General features: G+C 72.7%; 18 protein-coding genes. 11 read left to right on the top strand and 7 right to left on the bottom strand.

The window, feature by feature from the left end; genetic code table 11:
- Nucleotides 1-3 precede the first annotated feature (3 nt).
- Complete coding sequence (locus EV284_RS07740; RefSeq protein ID WP_130331669.1) at nucleotides 4-834, bottom strand: alpha/beta hydrolase; 831 nt, start codon at nucleotides 832-834, stop codon at nucleotides 4-6.
- Between the two features lie 325 nt (nucleotides 835-1,159).
- Here EV284_RS07740 and EV284_RS07745 point away from each other — a divergent pair, with 325 nt between their 5' ends.
- Together EV284_RS07745 and EV284_RS07750 are read left to right on the top strand one after the other, a co-directional pair.
- On the top strand, nucleotides 1,160-1,822 hold the full coding sequence (locus tag EV284_RS07745) for an RNA polymerase sigma factor (protein ID WP_130331671.1): 663 nt from the start codon (nucleotides 1,160-1,162) through the stop codon (nucleotides 1,820-1,822).
- Complete coding sequence (locus tag EV284_RS07750; protein ID WP_130331673.1) at nucleotides 1,822-2,850, top strand: extensin; 1,029 nt, start codon at nucleotides 1,822-1,824, stop codon at nucleotides 2,848-2,850. The genes EV284_RS07745 and EV284_RS07750 overlap by 1 nt, the downstream gene beginning before the upstream one ends.
- Before the next feature lie 98 nt (nucleotides 2,851-2,948).
- Here EV284_RS07750 and EV284_RS07755 read toward each other — a convergent pair whose 3' ends face one another.
- Entirely contained in the window at nucleotides 2,949-3,740 is a 792-nt protein-coding gene (locus EV284_RS07755; protein WP_130331675.1) for a L,D-transpeptidase family protein, read from the bottom strand.
- Nucleotides 3,741-3,829: 89 nt separating this feature from the next.
- On the opposite strand from EV284_RS07755, the gene EV284_RS07760 reads away from it, so the two are divergent.
- Both EV284_RS07760 and leuE read left to right on the top strand, forming a co-directional pair.
- Entirely contained in the window at nucleotides 3,830-5,410 is a 1,581-nt protein-coding gene (locus tag EV284_RS07760) for a methylmalonyl-CoA mutase family protein (RefSeq protein ID WP_130331677.1), read from the top strand.
- A 32-nt stretch (nucleotides 5,411-5,442) separates the two neighbouring features.
- On the top strand, nucleotides 5,443-6,096 hold the full coding sequence (leuE, locus tag EV284_RS07765; protein ID WP_130331679.1) for a leucine efflux protein LeuE: 654 nt from the start codon (nucleotides 5,443-5,445) through the stop codon (nucleotides 6,094-6,096).
- 1 nt (nucleotide 6,097) lies between these two features.
- Here leuE and EV284_RS07770 read toward each other — a convergent pair whose 3' ends face one another.
- Nucleotides 6,098-7,474, bottom strand: coding sequence for an FAD-dependent monooxygenase (locus tag EV284_RS07770; protein WP_130331681.1), 1,377 nt, complete (start codon nucleotides 7,472-7,474; stop codon nucleotides 6,098-6,100).
- Between the two features lie 71 nt (nucleotides 7,475-7,545).
- On the opposite strand from EV284_RS07770, the gene EV284_RS07775 reads away from it, so the two are divergent.
- A complete protein-coding gene (locus EV284_RS07775) occupies nucleotides 7,546-8,196 on the top strand; it encodes a TetR/AcrR family transcriptional regulator C-terminal domain-containing protein (RefSeq protein ID WP_130331683.1) in 651 nt (216 codons plus the stop codon).
- A 2-nt stretch (nucleotides 8,197-8,198) separates the two neighbouring features.
- Here EV284_RS07775 and EV284_RS07780 read toward each other — a convergent pair whose 3' ends face one another.
- From EV284_RS07780 to EV284_RS07790, 3 genes are read right to left on the bottom strand one after another with little or no spacing between them, the layout of a single operon-like run.
- Entirely contained in the window at nucleotides 8,199-9,305 is a 1,107-nt protein-coding gene (locus EV284_RS07780) for an acyltransferase (protein WP_207228966.1), read from the bottom strand.
- Nucleotides 9,306-9,346: 41 nt separating this feature from the next.
- Entirely contained in the window at nucleotides 9,347-10,681 is a 1,335-nt protein-coding gene (locus tag EV284_RS07785) for an alpha-2,8-polysialyltransferase family protein (RefSeq protein ID WP_130331685.1), read from the bottom strand.
- Nucleotides 10,678-11,655: a glycosyltransferase family 2 protein gene (locus EV284_RS07790; protein WP_130331687.1), complete on the bottom strand. Its 978-nt coding sequence runs from the start codon at nucleotides 11,653-11,655 to the stop codon at nucleotides 10,678-10,680. Before EV284_RS07790 ends, EV284_RS07785 begins: the two co-directional genes overlap by 4 nt.
- A gap of 198 nt (nucleotides 11,656-11,853) precedes the next feature.
- Here EV284_RS07790 and EV284_RS07795 point away from each other — a divergent pair, with 198 nt between their 5' ends.
- Genes EV284_RS07795 through EV284_RS07810 form a run of 4 tightly spaced genes read left to right on the top strand, consistent with a single transcriptional unit; the run spans nucleotide 11,854 to nucleotide 16,532 of the window.
- A complete protein-coding gene (locus EV284_RS07795; protein WP_130331689.1) occupies nucleotides 11,854-13,164 on the top strand; it encodes a DUF6716 putative glycosyltransferase in 1,311 nt (436 codons plus the stop codon).
- Between the two features lie 35 nt (nucleotides 13,165-13,199).
- Nucleotides 13,200-14,441, top strand: coding sequence for an acylneuraminate cytidylyltransferase (locus EV284_RS07800; protein WP_130331691.1), 1,242 nt, complete (start codon nucleotides 13,200-13,202; stop codon nucleotides 14,439-14,441).
- Nucleotides 14,442-14,454: 13 nt separating this feature from the next.
- On the top strand, nucleotides 14,455-15,393 hold the full coding sequence (locus EV284_RS07805) for an N-acetylneuraminate synthase family protein (RefSeq protein ID WP_130331693.1): 939 nt from the start codon (nucleotides 14,455-14,457) through the stop codon (nucleotides 15,391-15,393).
- Between the two features lie 47 nt (nucleotides 15,394-15,440).
- Nucleotides 15,441-16,532: a hypothetical protein gene (locus EV284_RS07810; RefSeq protein WP_130331695.1), complete on the top strand. Its 1,092-nt coding sequence runs from the start codon at nucleotides 15,441-15,443 to the stop codon at nucleotides 16,530-16,532.
- 4 nt (nucleotides 16,533-16,536) lie between these two features.
- Here the strand turns inward: EV284_RS07810 and EV284_RS07815 are convergent, their stop codons facing one another.
- Complete coding sequence (locus EV284_RS07815; RefSeq protein ID WP_130331697.1) at nucleotides 16,537-17,187, bottom strand: class I SAM-dependent methyltransferase; 651 nt, start codon at nucleotides 17,185-17,187, stop codon at nucleotides 16,537-16,539.
- A gap of 233 nt (nucleotides 17,188-17,420) precedes the next feature.
- Here EV284_RS07815 and EV284_RS07820 point away from each other — a divergent pair, with 233 nt between their 5' ends.
- Together EV284_RS07820 and EV284_RS07825 are read left to right on the top strand one after the other, a co-directional pair.
- Nucleotides 17,421-18,647, top strand: a complete 1,227-nt coding sequence (locus tag EV284_RS07820) for a M20 family metallopeptidase (RefSeq protein ID WP_130331699.1) — start codon at nucleotides 17,421-17,423, stop codon at nucleotides 18,645-18,647.
- A gap of 295 nt (nucleotides 18,648-18,942) precedes the next feature.
- Nucleotides 18,943-19,998, top strand: a complete 1,056-nt coding sequence (locus EV284_RS07825) for a BMP family ABC transporter substrate-binding protein (RefSeq protein ID WP_130331701.1) — start codon at nucleotides 18,943-18,945, stop codon at nucleotides 19,996-19,998.
- Nucleotides 19,999-20,115: the final 117 nt, after the last annotated feature.

Here is a 20,115-nt window from a genome sequence, read left to right on the forward strand (position 1 = left end):
TGATCACCCCTCGATGAAGGAGAGGATCTCCGGGTTGAGGACGTCCGGGTGGAGCGAGAGCATTCCGTGGGGCCATCCCTCGTAGCTCTTGAGCGTCGCGTTCTTCAGCAGCGCGGCGGACTTCGGCGCGGAGTCCTCGTAGGGCACCACTTGGTCGTCGGTGCCGTGCAGGACGAGCACCGGGACGTCGATGCTCTTGAGGTCCTCGGTGAAGTCGGTCTCGGAGAACGCCTTGATGCATTCGTAGTGCGCGTTCGCCGCACCCCTCATCCCCTGCCACCACCAGCGGTCGATGAGCCCCTGGACGACCTCGGCGCCGGGCCGGTTGAAGCCGTAGAACGGGCCCGCCGGGACGTCGATGTAGAACTGCGCGCGGTTGGCGGCGAGCGCCTCGCGCAGCTCGTCGAAGGCCTCGATCGGGGTGCCCTCGGGGTTGCTGTCCTTCTTGACCATGACCGGGGGCACCGCGTTGGAGATGACCGCCTTGGACACCCGGCCCGGCTTGGCCCGCGCCACGTAGCGGACCACCTCGCCGCCCCCGGTGGAGTGCCCGATGTGCACCGCGTCCTTCAGGTCCAGGGCGTCGGTCAGGGCGGCCACGTCGGCGGCGTAGGTGTCCATGTCGTGCCCGGCCGACGGCTGGCTGGAGCGACCGTGGCCGCGGCGGTCGTGGGCGATGACCCGATAGCCCTTGGAGAGGAAGTACAGCAACTGGTTGTCCCAGTCCTCGTGGCTCAGGGGCCAGCCGTGGTGGAAGACGATCGGCCGGGCGTCCCGGGGACCCCAGTCGACGTAGAAGATGCTGGTGCCGTCAGGTGTGGTCACTGTGCCCATGGCTGATACCTCCGGCCCCCCGGAAACGTGTCGGCCCGCGTTTCTGCCACGCTACGCGCGCGCCGTCAGGGGTGCATGTCAGTGCTCAGGGGGCCGGAGGACAGAGCGACGGCCGGAGTCGCCACCCCCCACAGGAGAGACCCCGGCCGTCGCGTGGTGCGGACCGCTGGGCGGTCCGTAACTTGTTCAGCGTCATGGCCGCGTCATATGTCACACCTGGGCGTGTCACGAGTCAGTTGCATCTTCCACAGACATGGACGAGCAGCGGTTTCAGGCCGTAACGTGCCTTTCGCGCCGACCGAGTGACGGGCGTAAAGGGAGTGCGGTGCAGGGGGACGACGCGGAGTTGACGGCCGCGGTGCGCGCGGCCCAGGCGGGGGACGAGACCGCGTTCCGTACGGTGTACCGCGCGGTGCATCCACGGCTGCTCGGCTATGTGCGCACGCTGGTGGGCGACTTGGACGCCGAGGACGTCACGTCCGAGGCGTGGCTCCAGATCGCCCGCGACCTCGACCGGTTCGGCGGCGACGCCGACCGCTTCCGTGGCTGGGCCGCGCGGATAGCCCGCAACCGCGCCCTGGACCACATACGGATGCGCGGCCGCCGCCCCCTGATAGGCGGCGACGAGACCGAACTGACCGGCAGAGCGGCCGAGTCGGACACCGCCGGCGAGGCCATCGAGGCCCTGGCCACCGACGGCACCCTCTCCCTCATCGCCCGGCTCCCGCAGGACCAGGCCGAGGCCGTCGTCCTGCGCGTGGTGGTCGGGCTCGACGCCAAGACCGCCGCCGAGACGCTCGGCAAGCGCGCGGGCGCCGTCCGCACCGCCGCGCACCGGGGGCTGAAGCGGCTGGCCGAACTCCTCGGTGCCGACCCGGAATCGACGGGAGTGCTCGACGCGCTCCCGCCCCAGCGAACGCCGCGCGGTGGCGCGGTGCGGTCCGCGAGTGTGACGCATACGCGTACGCGGACGCAGAAGGACATGTGATGGCCGACGAGCACGACAAGTGGCTGGACGGTGAGACGTCGGAACGTCTGCTGCGCGGTGAGCCGTTGGAAACCGTCGACGCCGACGCGCGCGTCCCCGCCGACCGGCTCGCGGGACTGCTCGGCGCCCTGGCCGCCCAGGGCGCCCCCGCCCTCGGCGAACTCCCGGGCGAGAAGGCCGCGTTGGCCGCGTTCCGGGACGCCCGGGCGACCGTGCCCGCCGAGAGCGCGTACGGGTACGGCGACGCCGGCCTGGTCCGCATCGGCGCCCCCGCACCCCGTACCCGTACCCGTCGCTCCCGCTGGGGCCGGCCGGTCCGGCTGGGCCTCGCCGCCGCGCTGGCCGCCGGCACGCTGGGCGGGGTCGCGGTGGCCGCGGGGAGCGGGGTGCTGCCCGGCCCGTTCCGGCACGACGCCCCCCGCCCCGGCGCCTCCGTCTCCGCCGCGGCGACCCCGGCCCGGCCCGGTGACCCGGCATCCCCGACCCCCTCGCCGGGCATCCCGGGCACCCCGGACGTCACTCCCCGCGCACCTGCCCCCGAAGCCTCCCGCGAGGAAGCCGGCAGCACCGGCGGGGCCACGGACCAGCCGCCCGCCGCCGAGCCCTCGCGCCGGCCCGGCGCCCGCTGGTGGGCCGCCGCCACGGCCTGCCGCGACCTGCGGGAAGGCCGGGAGCCGGCTACCGGGAACCGGCGGACCCTGGAGGGCCTCGCGGGCGGCCCGACGCGGGTCAAGGTCTACTGCCGTGCCCTGCTCGCCGCCGAGGTGAACGGCCGCACCCACGATCACCGGGGTACGGAGGGCGGGGGCGACGAGGACGGGAGCGGCGGCCGGCACGACGGCGACCAGGGCGACGACGACGGCCGCACCCCCCGCCCGCGTCTCCGCCTCAACCTCCCGCCGACCCGTCAGACCCCTTCTGACCTGCGACTTTGTCAGTTCCGAAAATTTGTTTCGGAAAGGTGTGACGTTTCTGGGCGCGACGGCGCAGTACTGAGTGAGCCGACTGGTCATCGGCCGTCGCACTGAGCCGGGGTTCCCCCCGTACCCCAAGGCTCGTGCATTGGCGCGGGCGGGACACGTTCCCCCGGTCCCGCCCGCGCCCCAACTTCACCGGTGGAACCCGCTCACCGGTACACCACCACCCGGTCCCCGTTCCGCACCTGCGCGAAGAGCGACGCGATCGCCCCCTCGTCCCGGACGTTCACGCACCCGTGCGAACCGCCCGCGTACCCGTGCGCCGCGAAGTCGTAGGAGTAGTGGATCGCCTGCCCGCCGCTGAAGAACATGGCGTACGGCATGGGGGAGTCGTAGAGCGTCGACACATGGTGCCGGGACTTCCAGTAGATGCTGAACACCCCCTCACGGGTCGGGGTGTACTGCGAGCCGAAGCGGACCGAGACCGTGGTGAGGGTGCGGCCGTCGATCATCCAGCGCAGGGTCCGGCTGGTCTTGCTCACGCACAGCACCCGCCCCGTCAGACAGCGCGGGTCGGGCGGGGCGGCGGGCTGGCCGCCCATCAGATACAGCTCCCACCGGCCCGGCCGGTGCGTCATCGCCAGCAGCCGCTGCCAGGTGACGGTGTCCACGCGGCCCGTACGGGGCAGCCCCCGCTTGCCCTGGAAGCCGCTGACCGCCTGCTCGGTGAGGTCGTCGTACTCGCCGGTCGGCCCGTCGTTCAGCCACTGGACCTGACGGAGGCGTGCTTGCAGCTCCCGTACGCCGGACCCGCTGTCCCCGCGCGAGTACAGGGCCGCCGCCCGAGCCGTGGTGTGGGGCCGGGCGGACGGCGTGTCGAAGTGGACCGGATACCGCGGCTTCCCGTCGGCCCCCGCGGGCGGCGGCTTGCACCCCCCGAGCGCCGCGGCGAGGGCGGCGGCCGAGGCGAGCAGGGCGACGGTTCTCCCCGGAATCCTCATGCCGGGGATGCTTCCCCCGCGCGCCCGCCGCCGAACAACGAGGCATCGTGGAAGGCGACCGACCTCCCCTTCGGACTCCGGAGGCAGCCATGGCGCGAGAGTCGGAGTCGGGCACGCCGATCGAGCCGGTCTACGGCCCCGAGGCACTGACCGGCTGGGACCCCGCCACCGAGCTGGGCGAACCGGGCGCGTACCCCTACACCCGCGGGGTGTACCCGACCATGTACACCGGCCGCCCCTGGACCATGCGCCAGTACGCCGGCTTCGGTACCGCCGCCGAGTCGGGCGCCCGCTACCGCGCCCTGATCGCCCACGGCGTCACCGGCCTGTCGGTCGCCTTCGACCTGCCGACCCAGATGGGGTACGACTCCGACGCGCCCCTGGTACGCGGCGAGGTCGGCCGGGTCGGGGTCGCGGTGGACTCGATCGAGGACATGCGGGAGCTGTTCGACGGGATTCCGCTGGACCGGGTCTCCACCTCGATGACGATCAACGCCCCGGCGGCCGTACTGCTGCTCCTGTACGAACTGGTGGCCGAGGAGCGGGGAATACCCGGCGACCGTCTGGCCGGCACCGTCCAGAACGACATCCTCAAGGAGTACATCGCGCGCGGCACCTACATCTTCCCGCCCCGCCCCTCCCTCCGGCTGACCGCCGACCTCTTCGCGTACTGCGCCGCCGCCCTGCCGAGGTGGAACACCATCTCCGTCTCCGGGTACCACATGGCCGAGGCCGGCGCCTCGCCCGCGCAGGAGATCGCGTTCACGCTGGCGGACGCGGTCGCCTACGTCCGCACGGCGCTCGCGGCCGGCATGGACGTGGACGACTTCGCGCCCCGGCTGTCCTTCTTCTTCGTGGCGCGGACGACCCTGCTGGAGGAGGTCGCCAAGTTCCGTGCCGCGCGCCGGATGTGGGCCCGGATCATGCGGGAGGAGTTCGGGGCGCGCGACCCGAGGTCGTGGATGCTGCGCTTCCACACCCAGACGGCCGGGGTCCAGCTCACCGCCCAGCAGCCGGAGGCGAACCTCGTCCGCGTCGCCGTGCAGGCGCTCGCGGCGGTCCTCGGCGGCACCCAGTCCCTGCACACCAACGCCTTCGACGAGGCCATCGCGCTGCCCACCGACAAGAGCGCCCGCCTCGCCCTGCGCACCCAGCAGATCCTCGCCCACGAGACCGGCCTGACCGCGACCGTCGACCCCTTCGCCGGGTCGTACGCGGTGGAGCGGCTCACCGACGACGTGGAACGGGCCGCACTGGGGCTGCTGCGCCGGGTCGAGGAGCTGGGCGGGGCGGAGGCGGGCGTCGAACTCGGCTACCAGAAGGCCGAGATCGAGCGGAACGCGTACCGGATCGCCCGCGAGACGGAGTCCGGGGAGCGGGTGGTGGTCGGCGTGAACCGCTTCCGCCTCGACGAGGAGGAGCCCTACGCCCCGCTCCGCGTGGACCCGGCCGTGGAGACCCGCCAGCGCGAACGCCTCGCCCGCCTGCGGGCCCGCCGCGACACCCACACCACCGACGAGGCCCTCCTCGCCATCCGCGCCGCCGCCGAGGGCAGCGCCAACGTCCTTCTGCCCATGAAGCGCGCCCTGCGGGCCGAGGCCACCCTGGGCGAGGTCTGCGACACGCTGCGCTCGGTGTGGGGGACGTATCAGCCACCGGACGCCCGCTGAGCCACCGACGCCCGCGTGGGACACTCGCATCCATGTTCGGCGTCATTGATCTGCCCGCCTACCTGGCCGGGCTGCTGCTCATCATTCTGCTTCCGGGGCCCAACTCCCTGTACGTGCTGTCCGTCGCCGCCCGCAAGGGGATCAGGCCGGGGTACACCGCGGCTGCCGGGGTGTGGTGCGGGGACACCGTGCTGATGACGTTGTCCGCCGCGGGGGTGGCCTCGCTGCTCCAGGCCAACGCGGTGCTGTTCGGGATCGTGAAGTACGCCGGTGCCGGGTATCTGACCTGGCTGGCGATCGGGATGCTGCGGGCCGCCTGGCAGATGTGGCGCACCCGGCGCGCGCCGGTCGTGGCGGAGGCCGTCGCCGAGGAGGAGCCGGAGGCCGAGCGGCCGTTCCGACGGGCGCTGGTGGTCAGCCTGTTCAACCCGAAGGCGATCCTGTTCTTCGTGGCCTTCTTCGTCCAGTTCGTGGACCCGGCCTACGCCTACCCCGCGCTGTCCTTCGTCGTGCTCGGCGCCTTCGCCCAGGTCGCCAGCTTCCTCTACCTCAGTGCCCTGATCTTCAGCGGCACCAAGCTGGCCGCCGCGTTCCGCCGCCGCCGGCGGCTGTCGGCGACGGCCACCTCGGCGGCCGGGGTGCTCTTCCTCGGCTTCGCGGTGAAGCTGTCGCTGGCCGCGGGGTAGTTCAGGCCAGGCCGACGCGGGTGAGGTAGGTGCCGAGGCCCTCGGCCGAGTCGCCCGCCCAGCCGACGTAGCCGTCGGGGCGGATCAGGAGGACGCCGGGGCCGTACGCGGCCGGCAGGGAGCGTACGCCGGGGAGTTCGGCGCCCAGCAGGGTCCAGTGCGGGCCCCGGAAGGCGTCGAAGAGGCGGACGCCGTCCACCGTGCCGTCCGGGGCCCGGTCGCCCGCTCGTACGGTCGAGGGCTCCGCGCGGGTGTCCACGCTGAGGGAGGACTCCCGGTAGCCCAGGTCGAGCTGGACCGTCGCCTTCCCCCGCCGGACCTCGCCCCGGTGCACCCCCGTGGAGAGGTCCAGCATGGCGGCGGCGTTGGCGCGGCGCTCCTCCTCGTAGGTGTCGAGCAGGGCGTCCGGGGCGCCGTCGCGCAGCACCGCGCCCAGCTTCCAGCCCAGGTTGTAGGCGTCCTGGACGCTGGTGTTCAGCCCCTGCCCGCCCGCCGGGGAGTGGACGTGGGCCGCGTCACCGGCGAGGAGGACCCGGCCCGACCGGAACCGGTCGGCGAGCGCGGCGCGCGGCCGGAACTCCGAGGCCCAGCGCACCTCGGTGAGGTCCTCGGGGCCGAGATGCGTCCCGGCGCCGACCAGCTTGCGCAGGCCCTCCAGGGAGAGGTCGGGCATCTGGCCCTCCGGCAGCCGCGCGGCCAGCTGGAAGTCCTCGGTACCGGCCAGCGGGCACAGCATCAGGCCGGTGCCGTCCTCGCCGGGGAAGGCGTGCCAGTACTCCCGGTCCAGCCCGCGCACCCGGACGTCCGCGACCAGGAACGGGCTCGGGTCCACCGTCTCCCCGGTCATCCCGATCCCCACCGCGCGCCGCACCGCCGAGCGGCCGCCGTCGGCCGCGACCGCGTAACGGGCGCGGACCGTCGTACCGTCCGCGAAGCGCGCGGTCACGCCCTCGGGGTCCTGGTCCAGCCCGGTCACCTCGCGGTCGAAGGCGACCCGGCCGCCCAGTCCGGTCAGCCGGGCGTGCAGCACCTCCTGGGTGCGCCACTGGGCGACCATCAGCGGATCGGTGTACGGAGCGCCCTCGGTCGCCTCCACCGGCTCGAACATCGGTCGTACGCTGACCTGTTCGCCGTCCCGCCAGATCATCCGGGGCGGGTAGGGGCCACCGGCCGCGCGGATCGCGTCCAGCACGCCGAGGTCGTCGAAGACCTCCTGGGTGCGCGGCTGGACGCCCTTGCCGCGCGAACCGGGGAACAGGGCGCCGGCCCGCTCCGCCACCAGCGCGTCCACCCCGCGCCGGGCGAGGTCCACCCCGAGGGTCAGCCCGGCCGGGCCGGCCCCCACCACCAGCACATCCACCTCTGTCGGGACATTCATGGCAGAACTCCTTAACGTCGTTAAGTGCCGTCGCTCCCGAGCGTGCCCTTAACGTTGTTAAGCTGTCAAGCGTGAGTACGGAACGACGCGCCCCCCTGGACCGCCGCAAGGTCGCCGACACCGCGTTGCGGCTGCTGAACGAGACCGGCCTGGACGGGCTGACCCTGCGTGCCATCGCCCGCGAGCTGGACGTCAAGGCGCCCGCGCTGTACTGGCACTTCAAGGACAAGCAGGCGCTGCTCGACGAGATGGCGACCGAGATGTACCGCCGGATGACGGCCGGCGCGGTGCTCGACCCCGCCGACACCTGGCAGGAACGGCTGCTGGCTGCCTGCCGGGGCCTGCGCACCGCGCTCACCGGCTACCGCGACGGCGCCAAGGTCTTCAGCGGCTCCCGCTTCACCGGTACCGAGCACGCCCCCGCGATGGAGTCCCACCTGCGCGTCTTCACCGCCGCCGGCTTCACCCTGCCCCAGGCCGTGCGGGCGATGCGCACGGCGAACATGTACACCATCGGCTTCGTCACCGAGGAACAGGGCGTACGGCCGCTGCCCGGCGAGCGGCGCGAGGGGTACGACGTGGAGGAACGGGCGCGCAGACTGGCCGAGTTCCCGCTCGCGGCCGAGGTGGGGAAGCTGCTCTTCGACGACTACGACGAGCAGTTCGAGGACGGCCTGAAGCTGATCGTGGCCGGGATCGAGGCCGCGTACGGCATCCGCTGACGTCAGCTCCTGAGCGCCCGGCGCAGCCGGGGCCCGAACGGCTTCTCCACGAACCGGTGCAGCAGCCACGCCAGCGCCAGCATCCCCGCGACCGTCACCCCCAGCGTCGGCCACGCCCCGAGCCCGAGCCCCCGGTGCAGCACCCGGATCGCGAACCAGCCCAGGTGCTCGTGCACCAGGTAGAACGGGTAGGTCAGCGCGCCCGCCGTCACCAGCCACGGCCAGGAGGCCCACCGGGTCCAGCCCAGCGCCACGGCCGCCACCGACGCGAAGGCCAGCGTGACCACGGCGACGATCACCACCGGGTGCCGGCCGAAGTCGCCGTGCGCCCCCGGATGCCACAGCCCGCGCACGGCCGCGCTCTGCCCGAGCAGCCAGGACATCGCCACCAGCCCCCACAGCAGCGGGCTGCCGCCGAAGCGGTGGACCAGGTACAGCGCGAGTCCGCCGACGAAGAACGGCGCGTACTCCGGCATGACGAGGGCGTCGGTGAGGGCGTTGCCCGCGGTGGTGGAGATCGCGGCGGCCAGCGTCCAGACGCAGGCGAACAGCACCACGCGCCGGTAGGTCGCCCCGCGCCACACCACGAACAGGGCGAACAGCGCGTAGAACCGGACCTCCACCCAGAGCGTCCAGCACACGCCGAGTATCCGGGAGGCACCCATCGGCTGCTGGAGCATGGTCAGGTTGACCAGGAACTCGTCCGCCCGCACCGGGTGCACCACCACCGGCAGCACGAAGGCCGCCCCGGTGACCAGCACCAGCGCCACCCAGTAGGCGGGGTAGAGACGGGCCACGCGGGAGCGGAAGAAGTCGCCGAGCGTGCGGCCCCAGCCGCTCATGCAGATCACGAAACCGCTGATCACGAAGAAGAACTGCACGCCCAGACAGCCGTAGGGGGTGATCTGGGAGAGCCGGGGGAAGACCTCGGACGGGCTCTGGTGCCAGGACTCCGATATCGTCCCGCCGCGCCCGGTGTAGTGGTACATGCACACCATCAGCGCGGCCAGGAGCCTGAGCCCGTCCAGGGCGAGCAGCCGCCCCCGCGCCCCGGTGGCGACCGGCTGGGAGAGGCCGGCGGGCGCGGCCGGCGGCGAGGTGGCGGTCATCTGCACAGTCCTTGGCATCGAATCGGTCGGTGGCGGGCGGTTCAGCCGCGGGCGGTCCGGCGCAGGCCGCGGGCGCGGCGGGCCACCCGGCGGACGGTGGCGTTGCGCGGGATGAACGCGAGCTGCGCGGGCACCCCGCCGGGCAGTCCCAGCACGGTCAGCCGGCGGCGCTTGAAGTAGCGCAGGGTGGCCGGGTCCAGGTGCCGGGCGAGGAAGCCCGCCGCGTCGGCGCGCAGGCGGGGCAGGATCTTCGGCTGCATGGCGAAGCCCACCGCGCGCACCAGTTCCCCCAGTTCGGCGGTCTCCATGCCGCGCCGTCCCTCGGTGACGGCCGCCCGGTCGCCCAGCTCGGGCAGCAGCGCGTCGACCACGGTGACCGGCACCCGGTTGCTGTTCTCGTACGGGGCGAGCCGCTCCAGCAGGGTGCCGGTGCCGACCCGCGCCACGGGGAGGCCGTACAGCGTGGCGGCGGTCAGCAGGGCGGTGGAGAAGCAGCCGACGACCAGTGCCGGGCGCATCCGCTGGTACAGCACCTCGGCCAGCACCGGGGTGTCCAGCACCGTGAGGTCCGCCCCGAGCCGCTCCGCCTCCTCCTCCAGGGTGCGGGCGTAGCGGGCCGGCGCGGTGGGGTGCGGCTTGAACACCACTCGGCTGTGCCCCAGTCGGACGGCTCCGCGCAGCATGCGGACGTGCAGCGCCTCCTCCTCGTCCGGGGTGAGGATGTCCAGCGCGGAGAGGTACTGGCCCAGCAGTAGCGCGGGTTCCTCGATCGAGGGCAACTCGTCGCCGGTGTTCGCGAGTTCCGCCAGCACCTTGGTGAAGGCGGCGGTCGGCACCACCTCGGCCGGCACCCCGAACTCGGTGAGCAGCAAGGGCTGAAGGCCCGGTACGAGGTCGAGGTGGAGCAGCCGGTCCACGCGGGTGCCGACCAGCGGGTCGATCTTGTTGCGGGTGGGGCCGTAACTCATCAGGCCGTCGGCGTAGACCGTGACCGGGGCGCCGGTGAAGATCTGCGCGAGCGCCAGCGACGGGTTGACCTGGATCGACTCGACCGCCAGCTCGACCGGTCCGTCCCCCAGCCGCCACTCGTGGCGGAAGTACCGCTGCCACAGCGGCATGTCGTCCGCGCGGGGCAGCCAGCCGCCGGGGTGGAAGGGGTGGATGGTCTCGTTGTAGGACAGCACGTCGTCGAACCGGTCCCGCAGCCGCTCGAAGCCGGGCATCTCGTCCAGCGGGGGCGTGGTCTCGGGGGTCGCCGCGTTGTTGCAGACCAGCAGCAGGCGCCGGTCGGCGGGGGCGAAGCAGCCGGAGTCCAGGGCGGCGGCCAGCGTGGCCACGCCGTACAGCGTGGACGCCTGGAAGATCTGGGTGGTCACGCGGCGGCCCCGGCGGGGGAGGGGCGGCGGCGCAGCCGGCGCAGCCGGGTGGCGCGGGCCAGATCCATCGAGTCCAGCGCCTCGTTCAGCACGTCCTGCGGCATGCGCCTGAGGGCGGCCGCGCTCAGGGATTTCAGTTTTCTCGCCACCGCGGGCTCGAACCTCTCGATGCTTCCCAGATGGTGGGAAATGATCGCGCAATAGGTGCGCACGGCCTTCGGCAGCAGTTCCTCCGCATCCCGGTCGGCGGTTGTCTCCGCTATGACCTGGTCGAAGGCGCGCAGGAAATCGAGCTGGCGGACGTCGCCGATTTGGGTCAGCGAGGAGGCGACCCCGCGCCGGTAGAAGACGCCGAGCAGCCCGACCACGGCGAACGACTCCGCCTCCCGGTGCAGCCGCCAGATCCACGGCCGGTCCTCCGCCGTGCGCAGCCCGTCCGTGAAGTGCAGCAGCCCCCGCTCCGCGAGCCGCCGGTGGTAGATCCCGGCCCAGGCGTACGCGTAGTCCACCGACGTCGACCGGTCCGCGGGCAGGATGGCCGCCCTCGGGTCCAGGACGGCGTCGCGCCGGCCGTGCGGCACCCGGTGCACCGACCGGGCCCGGCCGGTGCACTGGACGTGGTCGGTGCGCAGGAAGTCGCACCCCAGGTCGTCCATGCGCGCGACCAGTCGGTCGTAGTAGCCGGGGGCGAGCCAGTCGTCGCCGTCGAGGAACGTCAGGTACTCGCCGCGCGCGCGGTCCAGACCGGTGTTGCGGGCGGTCGCCAGCCCGCCGTTGCGCTCGTGCCGGACGACGACGGCGCCCGGCAGTTCGCGTCCGGCGCGCTCGAGGATGCCCGGCGTCCCGTCGCGGGAACAGTCGTCCACGAGAATGAACTCGTAATCGTCCCGCGCGTTCGCACGAAGACTCCTCAATGTGTCCGGCGCGTATTGCTGCACGTTGTAGAACGGCACGATGACCGAGAGCTTGACCACGCCGAGGACGTTAGGGCGGGGCCCGGCATTCGTGTCGACGCTCGAATTGATACCGGGTGAACGACGCGTGGCGAAGCCGTGAACCGGGTTTTCCCGAGGGCGGATCCGGGCCCGAATCCCCATTCGTCGATGTGCTGTTAACCGTTTGTTGAGTTCGGGTTGGGCCGCGGCTACGAATCGCTTCCTAGCGTCTTCGGCGTGCCAGCAAGTGCAACGAAGTCCCCGCGGATCGCCGTCCTCGCCGATTCCGACACCCGGTGGAAGTGGGGCGCGCTCACCGCGCGCCGTATCGCTCCCGCCGCTGCCGGACGGCTCGACGGCTACCTCCTGCGAGGCCGGGCCACCCCGACACCCCGCCAGCTCACGGAGACCGGCGCCACCGCCGACTCGCTCCGCGAGGTCACCGGCGCGGAGTTCCTGCGCGCCGTCACCGGGGAGTCCTACGACATCCTGGTCCTCGCGCTGGTCGGCGGCGGGGTGCAGGCCATGCTGCACGGCCTGAGGCACGCCTGGGGGAGCGGTCCGCGCCCGGTGGTCGTCACCGGTTACGTCGGTGTCGTCTACGAGAAGCTCGCCGACGGCCTGCTGCTGCGGCACGGCGCCGACCTCGTCCTCGCCAACTCGGCCCAGGACGCGGACCGGTTCCGCGCGGTGTACGAGGGGGTCGGGGCGGACGCCGGGGCGGTCACCGAGGTGGCGCTGCCGTTCCTCGGCGGCCAGCCGTACACGGGTGAGGGGGCGCCGCGCACCGTGACGTTCGCCGCGCAGCCCTCCGTACCGGAGAACCGCGCCGACCGCACCTACCTGCTGGACCGGCTCGTCGCCCACGCCCGGCGGCACCCCGAGCGCGAGGTGCTGCTCAAGCTGCGCTCCAAGCCCGGTGAACACACCACGCACATTGAGGAGCTGCCGTACCAGAAGCTGGTCCGGGGGCGGGAGCTGCCGGCCAACCTCCGCCTGGTGTACGGGCACATGGGGGAGGTGCTGGACCGGACCGACCTGCTGGTCACCGTCAGCTCCACCGCCGCCCTGGAGTCCCTGCACCGGCGCATTCCGACGGCCGTGCTGACCGACCTCGGGGTGCGGGAGGCGCTGGGCAACCACCACTTCCTGGGCTCCGGGTGCCTCACCTCCTGGGACCGGCTGGACGCCGGGCACCGCCCGGAGCCGGACCTCACGTGGCTGGCCCGGCAGGGCGTCGCCGCCGGAGACGGTTCGTACGCGGGCGCCTTCGACGCGGCCCGCGCCCGGATCGCCGCCCTGCTGGAGCGGTCCGGCGCGCTGCCGCCGCTGGAGCCCTACTACACCCCCGAGACCGCGCCCGGCTATCTGCCCGGCATCCTCGCCCGCCACCACCTCGGTCCCGACGGCGCCCCGCTGCCCGGCAGCCCCGCCACCCGCGCGGAGGCGGGACCCGTCCGGCAGATCGTGCGCCGGGCCGCCCGGGGCGCGTACCGGCACGGCGTCCAGCGGGTCGCCCCGGTGATCCGGCGGATGGGCGAGCTGTGAGTACCGCACCCTCTTCCTCTCAAGGAGCTGACCCCATGACCCACTGGCCCGCCGATCCGGGCGACCCGCCGCGCCGGGTGCTCGCCGTGATCCCGGCGCGCGGCGGCTCCAAGGGGGTGCCCGCCAAGAACCTCGCCCCCGTCGGCGGCGTCCCGCTGGTGGCCCGCGCGGTGCGCGCCTGCCTGGCCGCGCCCGCCGTCACCGACGTCGTCGTCTCCACCGACGACGCCGCCGTGGCCGCCGAGGCCCGCGCGGCCGGCGCCGAGGTCGTCACCCGGCCCGCCGCCATCGCCGGCGACACCGCCACCTCCGAGGCCGCCGTCCTGCACGCCCTGGACGCCTTCGAGGAGCGCGCCCGCGCGGCCGTCGACGTGGTGCTGCTCGTGCAGTGCACCAGCCCCTTCCTGCTCGCCGACGACATCGGCCGGGTCGCCGAGGCGGTCGTCCGCGACGGCGCCGACACGGCCGTCACCGTCGCCCCGTTCCACGGCTTCGTCTGGCGCGACGGCACCCCCGGCGAGCCCGGCGGCTTCGGCGTCAACCACGACAAGGCCGTGCGCCCCCGCCGCCAGGACCGCCCGCAGGACCTGCTGGAGACCGGCGCCGCCTACGCGATGGACGTCACCGGCTTCCGCGCCCACGGCCACCGCTTCTTCGGCCGTACCGAGCTGGTCCGCACCGACCCGGCCCGCGTGCTGGAGATCGACGACCCGCACGACCTGGCCCGCGCCCGCGCCCTGGCCCCGCTGCTCGACACCGTCCCGGCGGGCGCGCTGCCCACCCGCGACGACGTCGACGCCGTCGTCCTCGACTTCGACGGCACCCAGACCGACGACCGGGTGCTGATCGACACCGACGGACGGGAGTTCGTCTCCGTGCACCGGGGCGACGGGCTCGGCATCGCCGCGCTGCGCCGCGCCGGGGTGCCGACGCTGATCCTGTCCACCGAGCAGAACCCCGTCGTCGCCGCCCGCGCCCGCAAGCTCCGGCTGCCGGTGCTGCACGGCATCGACCGCAAGGACCTCGCCCTCAAGCAGTGGTGCGAGGAGCAGGGCATCGCACCCGAGCGGGTGCTCTACGCCGGCAACGACGTCAACGACCTGCCCTGCCTCGCCCTCGTCGGCTGGCCCGTCGCGGTCGCCGACGCCCACGACGCCGTACGCGGCGCCGCCCGCGCCGTCACCACCGTCCCCGGCGGATACGGCGCGATCCGTGAGATCGCGGGCTGGCTCCTCGGCCCCTCCCTCGACACCCTCCCCACCCCCGCAAGCAGTTAAGGAAACACCTGACATGAGCGCCAACTCCCGCATCCGCCACTTCGGTTCCCGCGAGGCCGGCCCCGGCCGCCCGGTCTACATCACCGGCGAGATCGGCATCAACCACAACGGTGAGCTGGAGAACGCCTTCAAGCTGATCGACGCCGCCGCCGAGGCCGGCTGCGACGCCGTGAAGTTCCAGAAGCGCACCCCGGAGATCTGCACCCCGCGCGACCAGTGGGACATCGAGCGCGACACCCCCTGGGGCCGGATGACCTACATCGACTACCGCCACCGCGTGGAGTTCGGCGAGGACGAGTACCGCCGGATCGACGCGTACTGCAAGGAGAAGGGGATCGACTGGTTCGCCTCCCCGTGGGACACCGAGGCCGTCGCCTTCCTGGAGAAGTTCGACGTCCCCGCCCACAAGGTGGCCTCCGCCTCCCTGACCGACGACGAGCTGCTGCGCGCCCTGCGCGCCACCGGCCGCACGGTGATCCTCTCCACCGGCATGTCCACCCCGAAGCAGATCCGCCACGCGGTCGAGGTGCTCGGCTCGGAGAACATCCTGCTCTGCCACGCCACCTCCACCTACCCGGCCAAGGCCGAGGAGCTGAACCTCCGCGTGATCAACACGCTGGAGAAGGAGTTCCCGAACGTCCCGATCGGCTACTCCGGCCACGAGACGGGCCTGCAGACCACGCTGGCCGCCGTCGCCCTCGGCGCCGTCTTCGTCGAGCGCCACATCACCCTGGACCGCGCCATGTGGGGCTCCGACCAGGCCGCCTCCGTCGAGCCGCAGGGCCTGGTCCGCCTGGTCCGCGACATCCGCGCCGTCGAGGCGTCCCTCGGCGACGGCGTCAAGAAGGTCTACGACTCCGAGCTGGGCCCGATGAAGAAGCTGCGCCGGGTCTCCGGTGTGGTCGCCGAGGCGGAGATCGCCGCCGCCGCGGGCGAGCCGGTCACGGTCTGACCCCTCCCTCGCCCGACTGCTCTACGACGGGACGGTCACCAGCCCCCATGAGCCCTCGCGCCGGACACCCCGGCCCCCCTGCCCGCACGCTCGCCTTCGTGGAGAGCCCGGTGCAACTGCTGAACGTACTGGAGTGGGCCCACGCGGGCGGGGTGCCCGCGCGCCGGGGGGCCGGGGCGGAACTGACACTCGTCGTACTGGCCCCCACCGACCCCATGACCCGGGGCCAGCTGCGCCGCATGGCCGACCTCGCCCGGGACGAGGGGTACGAGGTGCGCTGGGAGGAGGCGCGGGGCGGCGCGAGCGCCCCGTTCCAGACCGTCGGCGCGCTGGCCGGGGCGCTCCGGCGGGCCGGCCGGATCGTCATGGGCGACCCCTTCTCCCGCTACGTACAGCTCCTGCTCACCATCACCCGGGCACCCGAGCTGGTCGTGGTGGACGACGGCACCGCCACCATGGAGTTCGTCGCCCAGCTGGCCCGCGGGGAACGCCTGGTGCGCTGGCACCGCAAGGGCGGTCCGCCCGGACCCCGTGACCTGCTCTTCGCCCCGGTCTCCGCCACCGCCCGGCGCCGGCTCACCCCGAGCGCCGGCCGGCGGGTGGAGGTCTTCTCCGCGATGCCGGTGACCCAGACCCCGGACGGTGTCACGGTCACCGCCAACGAGTTCACGTGGACCCGCGCCCGCTTCGGCCCGCCCCGCGTGACGAAGAGCGCCGACCTGGTCGGCACCTCCCTGGTGGAGACCGGCGTGGTCGACGCCGACCGCTACCTCGCGGCCGTCCAGGCCCTGGCGAAGGCCCACGGCGCCACCCGGTACTTCGCCCACCGCCGCGAGAGCACCCCGAAGCTGCACCGGCTGGCCACCGAGACCGGCCTGGAGGTCGTCCGCCCCGACCTGCCGCTCGAACTCATCGCCCGGCGGGGCCCGATCGGCGGTACCGTGCTGAGCTTCCCCTCCACGGTCGTCCACACCCTGCCCCTCGCCCTCAAGGGCACCGGCGTCCGCGTCGCCGTCTGCGACATAGACCCGGCCTGGCTCACCGCCCACGCCTCCCCCCGGGCCCAGGACTTCCTGTCGGGGGTGACGGGCACGGCCCGTGACACGCACCGGCTGACCACGGTGGCGCCGGGGACCTGAGAGGTCAGTCCTTCCGCGCCAGTACGAACCCCCGCGCCCGCGCCTCCTCGCCCTGGGGTTCCCGGACCACGGACGCGACCGGGGTCAGGCCCGCCTCCCTGAGGCCGGCGGTGACCGCCGCGGGGGAGCGCATGTAGTAGTGCAGATCGATCTCGTGCCCGAAGCGTTCCGTCAGGTGCAGGTAGTCGGCCTCGCCGGTCTGGAAGGCCAGCAGGACCGGCGCGCCGGGGCGCAGCGTGCGGTGGAACTCGGCGAAGGCGCGCGGGAGGGCGTCGTCCGGGACGTGGATCGTGGAGTAGAGGGCCAGGATGCCGCCGAGAGTGGCGTCCGGCAGGTCCAGCGCGGTCATCGAGCCGATGTGGAAGCGCAGGCGCGGATGGGCCTCGCGGGCCAGAGCCACCATCGCGGGGGAGAGGTCCACCCCGAACACCGGCACGCCCAGACCGTCCAGCAGGGCGGTGACGAACCCCGGCCCGCTGCCCAGGTCGGCCACCGGGGCCGGGCCGTTCTCCTTGACCAGCTCGGCGAAAGCGCTGATCAGGGAGCGGTCCAGGGGATGGGGGAGGCCCGAGGGGAAGCGCTCGGCGTACTCCTTGGCGAACGCGTCGTAGGACGAGCGGGTGGTGTGCAGGAAGTCCGCGGTGGTGTCGGTCACGCCGCCGCACCCTACCGGCGCCGCCGCGCCGCGCGGGTCCGGTCCCTGGACAAACCGAGCGCCGGGGCGGCGGGCGTGGTATCCGTGGAGGGAGAAAGAAAGGTTTTACCCAACCCAGTCCACCGCCATGCGTCCGCCGGTCAAGTTTTCTTCCCCCCAACGGGCTGAACTTTTGTTGATCGAGGGTCAGTTGACCGTCCGGGCGTCCTACCCTTCAGAGGGTGAACCGATTGATGACCCGAGAGACCGTGGCCGATCTTCCCGGTGCTGTGCTCCCCGGCGCGCTCAGCGAGTCACTGCACGCCGAGCTCGTAGCCTTCCGCCGCGACCTGCACATGCACCCCGAGCTGGGCAACCAGGAGTTCCGCACCACCGCCGCCATCAAGGAGCGGCTGGAGCGGGCCGGGCTGAAGCCCCGCGTCCTGGTCACCGGAACCGGGCTCATCTGCGACATCGGGCACACCGAGGGCGAGCGCTCCGGCGTACCGCTGCTGGCCCTGCGGGCCGACATCGACGCGCTGCCCATCCCGGACACCAAGGACTGCGCGTACCGGTCCACGGTGCCCGACCGCGCCCACGCCTGCGGCCATGACGTGCACACCACCGTCGTGCTCGGCGCCGGCCTGGTGCTCGCCGCGCTGCACGCGCAGGGCCTGCTGTCCCGGCCGGTACGGCTGATCTTCCAGCCCGCCGAGGAGCAGCTCCCCGGCGGCGCCCTGACCGCCATCGCCGACGGCGCGCTCGAAGGTGTCGGCCGCATCCTCGCCCTGCACTGCGACCCCAAGGTGGAGTGCGGCCGGATCGGCCTGCGGCACGGCCCCATCACCAGCGCCTGCGACCGGCTCGACGTGGCCCTGGACGGCCCCGGCGGCCACACCGCCCGGCCGCACCTGACCACTGACCTGGTCACCGCCGCCGCCCGCGTCGCCACCGACGTGCCCGCGCTGATCGCCCGCCGGGTCGACACCCGCAGCGGACTCGCCCTGACCTGGGGCCGTATCGAGTCGGGCCACGCGGCCAACGTCATCCCGCAGCACGCCGAGCTCTCCGGCACCGTCCGCTGCCTGGACCTGGACGCCTGGCGGGACGCGCCCGACATCGTGCACGCGGCCATCGACGAGGTCGCCACCCTGCACGGCGCCAAGTCGGAGATCACCTACGTGCGCGGGGTGCCCCCGGTCGTCAACGACCGCGAGACCGCCGAGCTGCTGCGCCGCGCGATGGTCGCCCGCCGCGGGCTGGACTCGGTGGAGTCCACCGAGCAGAGCCTCGGCGGCGAGGACTTCTCCTGGTACCTGGAGCACGTCCCCGGCGCGATGGCCCGCCTCGGCGTCCGCCGCCCCGGTGAGCGGACCGTACGCGATCTGCACCAGGGCGACTTCGACGCCGACGAGAACGCGATCACGGTCGGCGTGGAGCTGTTCACCGCGGCCGCGCTGATGGAGTCGCCCGAGGTGTGACCGGCACCCGGCAGGACCCGGAACGGCCCCCGCGTGGCACGCGGGGGCCGTTCGCGCAACACATCCGCAGGCCATTCGTATCCGCCCCGAAACATGGCGGCCCAGGGCTCGGCAGATCGAGTTCAAGTGCCGTTTGCCTCGGTTCGATAACAGCTGCCCGAGAGGTGTTTTTCTGACATCTACGCGCGTTACGATGCCGCGAAGCCGACGCCGACGGGGCGTCTCGGCCGGGGCGTCGTCAGACGCTCCCACCAAGCGCCATGGTGGCGCTCAGGTCAGGTGAAGGAGCCTTCCCGTGCGCCGGGTAGCCAAGCTTTCCGCTGCGTGTATAGCCACCGCAGCTCTCGCCCTTACTGCCACGGCCTGTGGCAGCACCTCCTCCGAGAACGACAAGTCGTCCTCCCCCTCCGGTGACGGCAAGGGTGTCAAGATCGGTCTCGCCTTCGACGTCGGCGGCCGTGGTGACCACTCCTTCAACGACTCCGCCGCGCGCGGTGCCGACAAGGCGAAGGGTGAGTTCAGCGGTTCCCTCAAGGAGCTGACCGCGAAGACCACCGACACCGAGGCCGACCGCGAGCAGCGCCTGTCGGACCTGGCGGACGCGGGCTACAACCCGATCATCGCCGTGGGTTACGCCTACGCCGTGTCGATGGACAAGGTCGCCGTCAAGTACCCGAAGACCAGCTTCGGCATCGTCGACTCGGTCGTGAAGGCCAAGAACGCCGACAGCATCACCTTCACCGAGGAGCAGGGCTCCTACCTGGCCGGTGTCGCCGCCGCGCTGAAGACCAAGACCAAGCACGTCGGCTTCATCGGCGGTGTCGACGTCCCGCTGATCAAGAAGTTCGAGGCGGGCTACGCCCAGGGCGTCAAGGACACGAACCCGAAGATCAAGGTCGACGTCCAGTACCTGAGCCACGGCACGGACACCTCCGGCTTCGCCAGCCCCGACAAGGGCAAGGAGGCCGCGCAGGGCATGCTGGACAACGGCGCCGACGTCGTCTACTCGGCGGCCGGCTCCTCCGGCAACGGCGCCATCGAGGCCGTCAACGGCAAGAAGGGCGCCTGGGCGATCGGCGTCGACTCGGACCAGTACAACATCCCGGGTCTGGCCAAGTACAAGAGCTCGATCCTGACCTCGGTCGTCAAGAACGTCGACGTCGGCGTCTACGACTTCATCAAGTCCGTCCACGACGGCAAGCCGCTGACCGGCAACAACGTCTACTCGCTGGCCAAGAACGGCGTTTCGCTGGCCACGAGCGGCGGCTTCATCAACGACATCCAGCCCAAGCTGGACGCCGCGAAGAAGAAGATCGTCGACGGCTCCGTCAAGGTCAAGACCACCCCGTGATCTGACCGGTCCACCCAGGACCGTGGCTCGGCGTGGGGGCGCCTTTCGGAGCGCCTCCCGCCGGGCCATAACAATGTGTCAACTCTACGCGTGTAGTACCGAGTTGCCGCGCTAGCG

The sequence above is a fragment of the Streptomyces sp. BK022 genome, from assembly GCF_004217355.1.
GTDB classification, from domain to species: domain Bacteria; phylum Actinomycetota; class Actinomycetes; order Streptomycetales; family Streptomycetaceae; genus Streptomyces; species Streptomyces griseoluteus.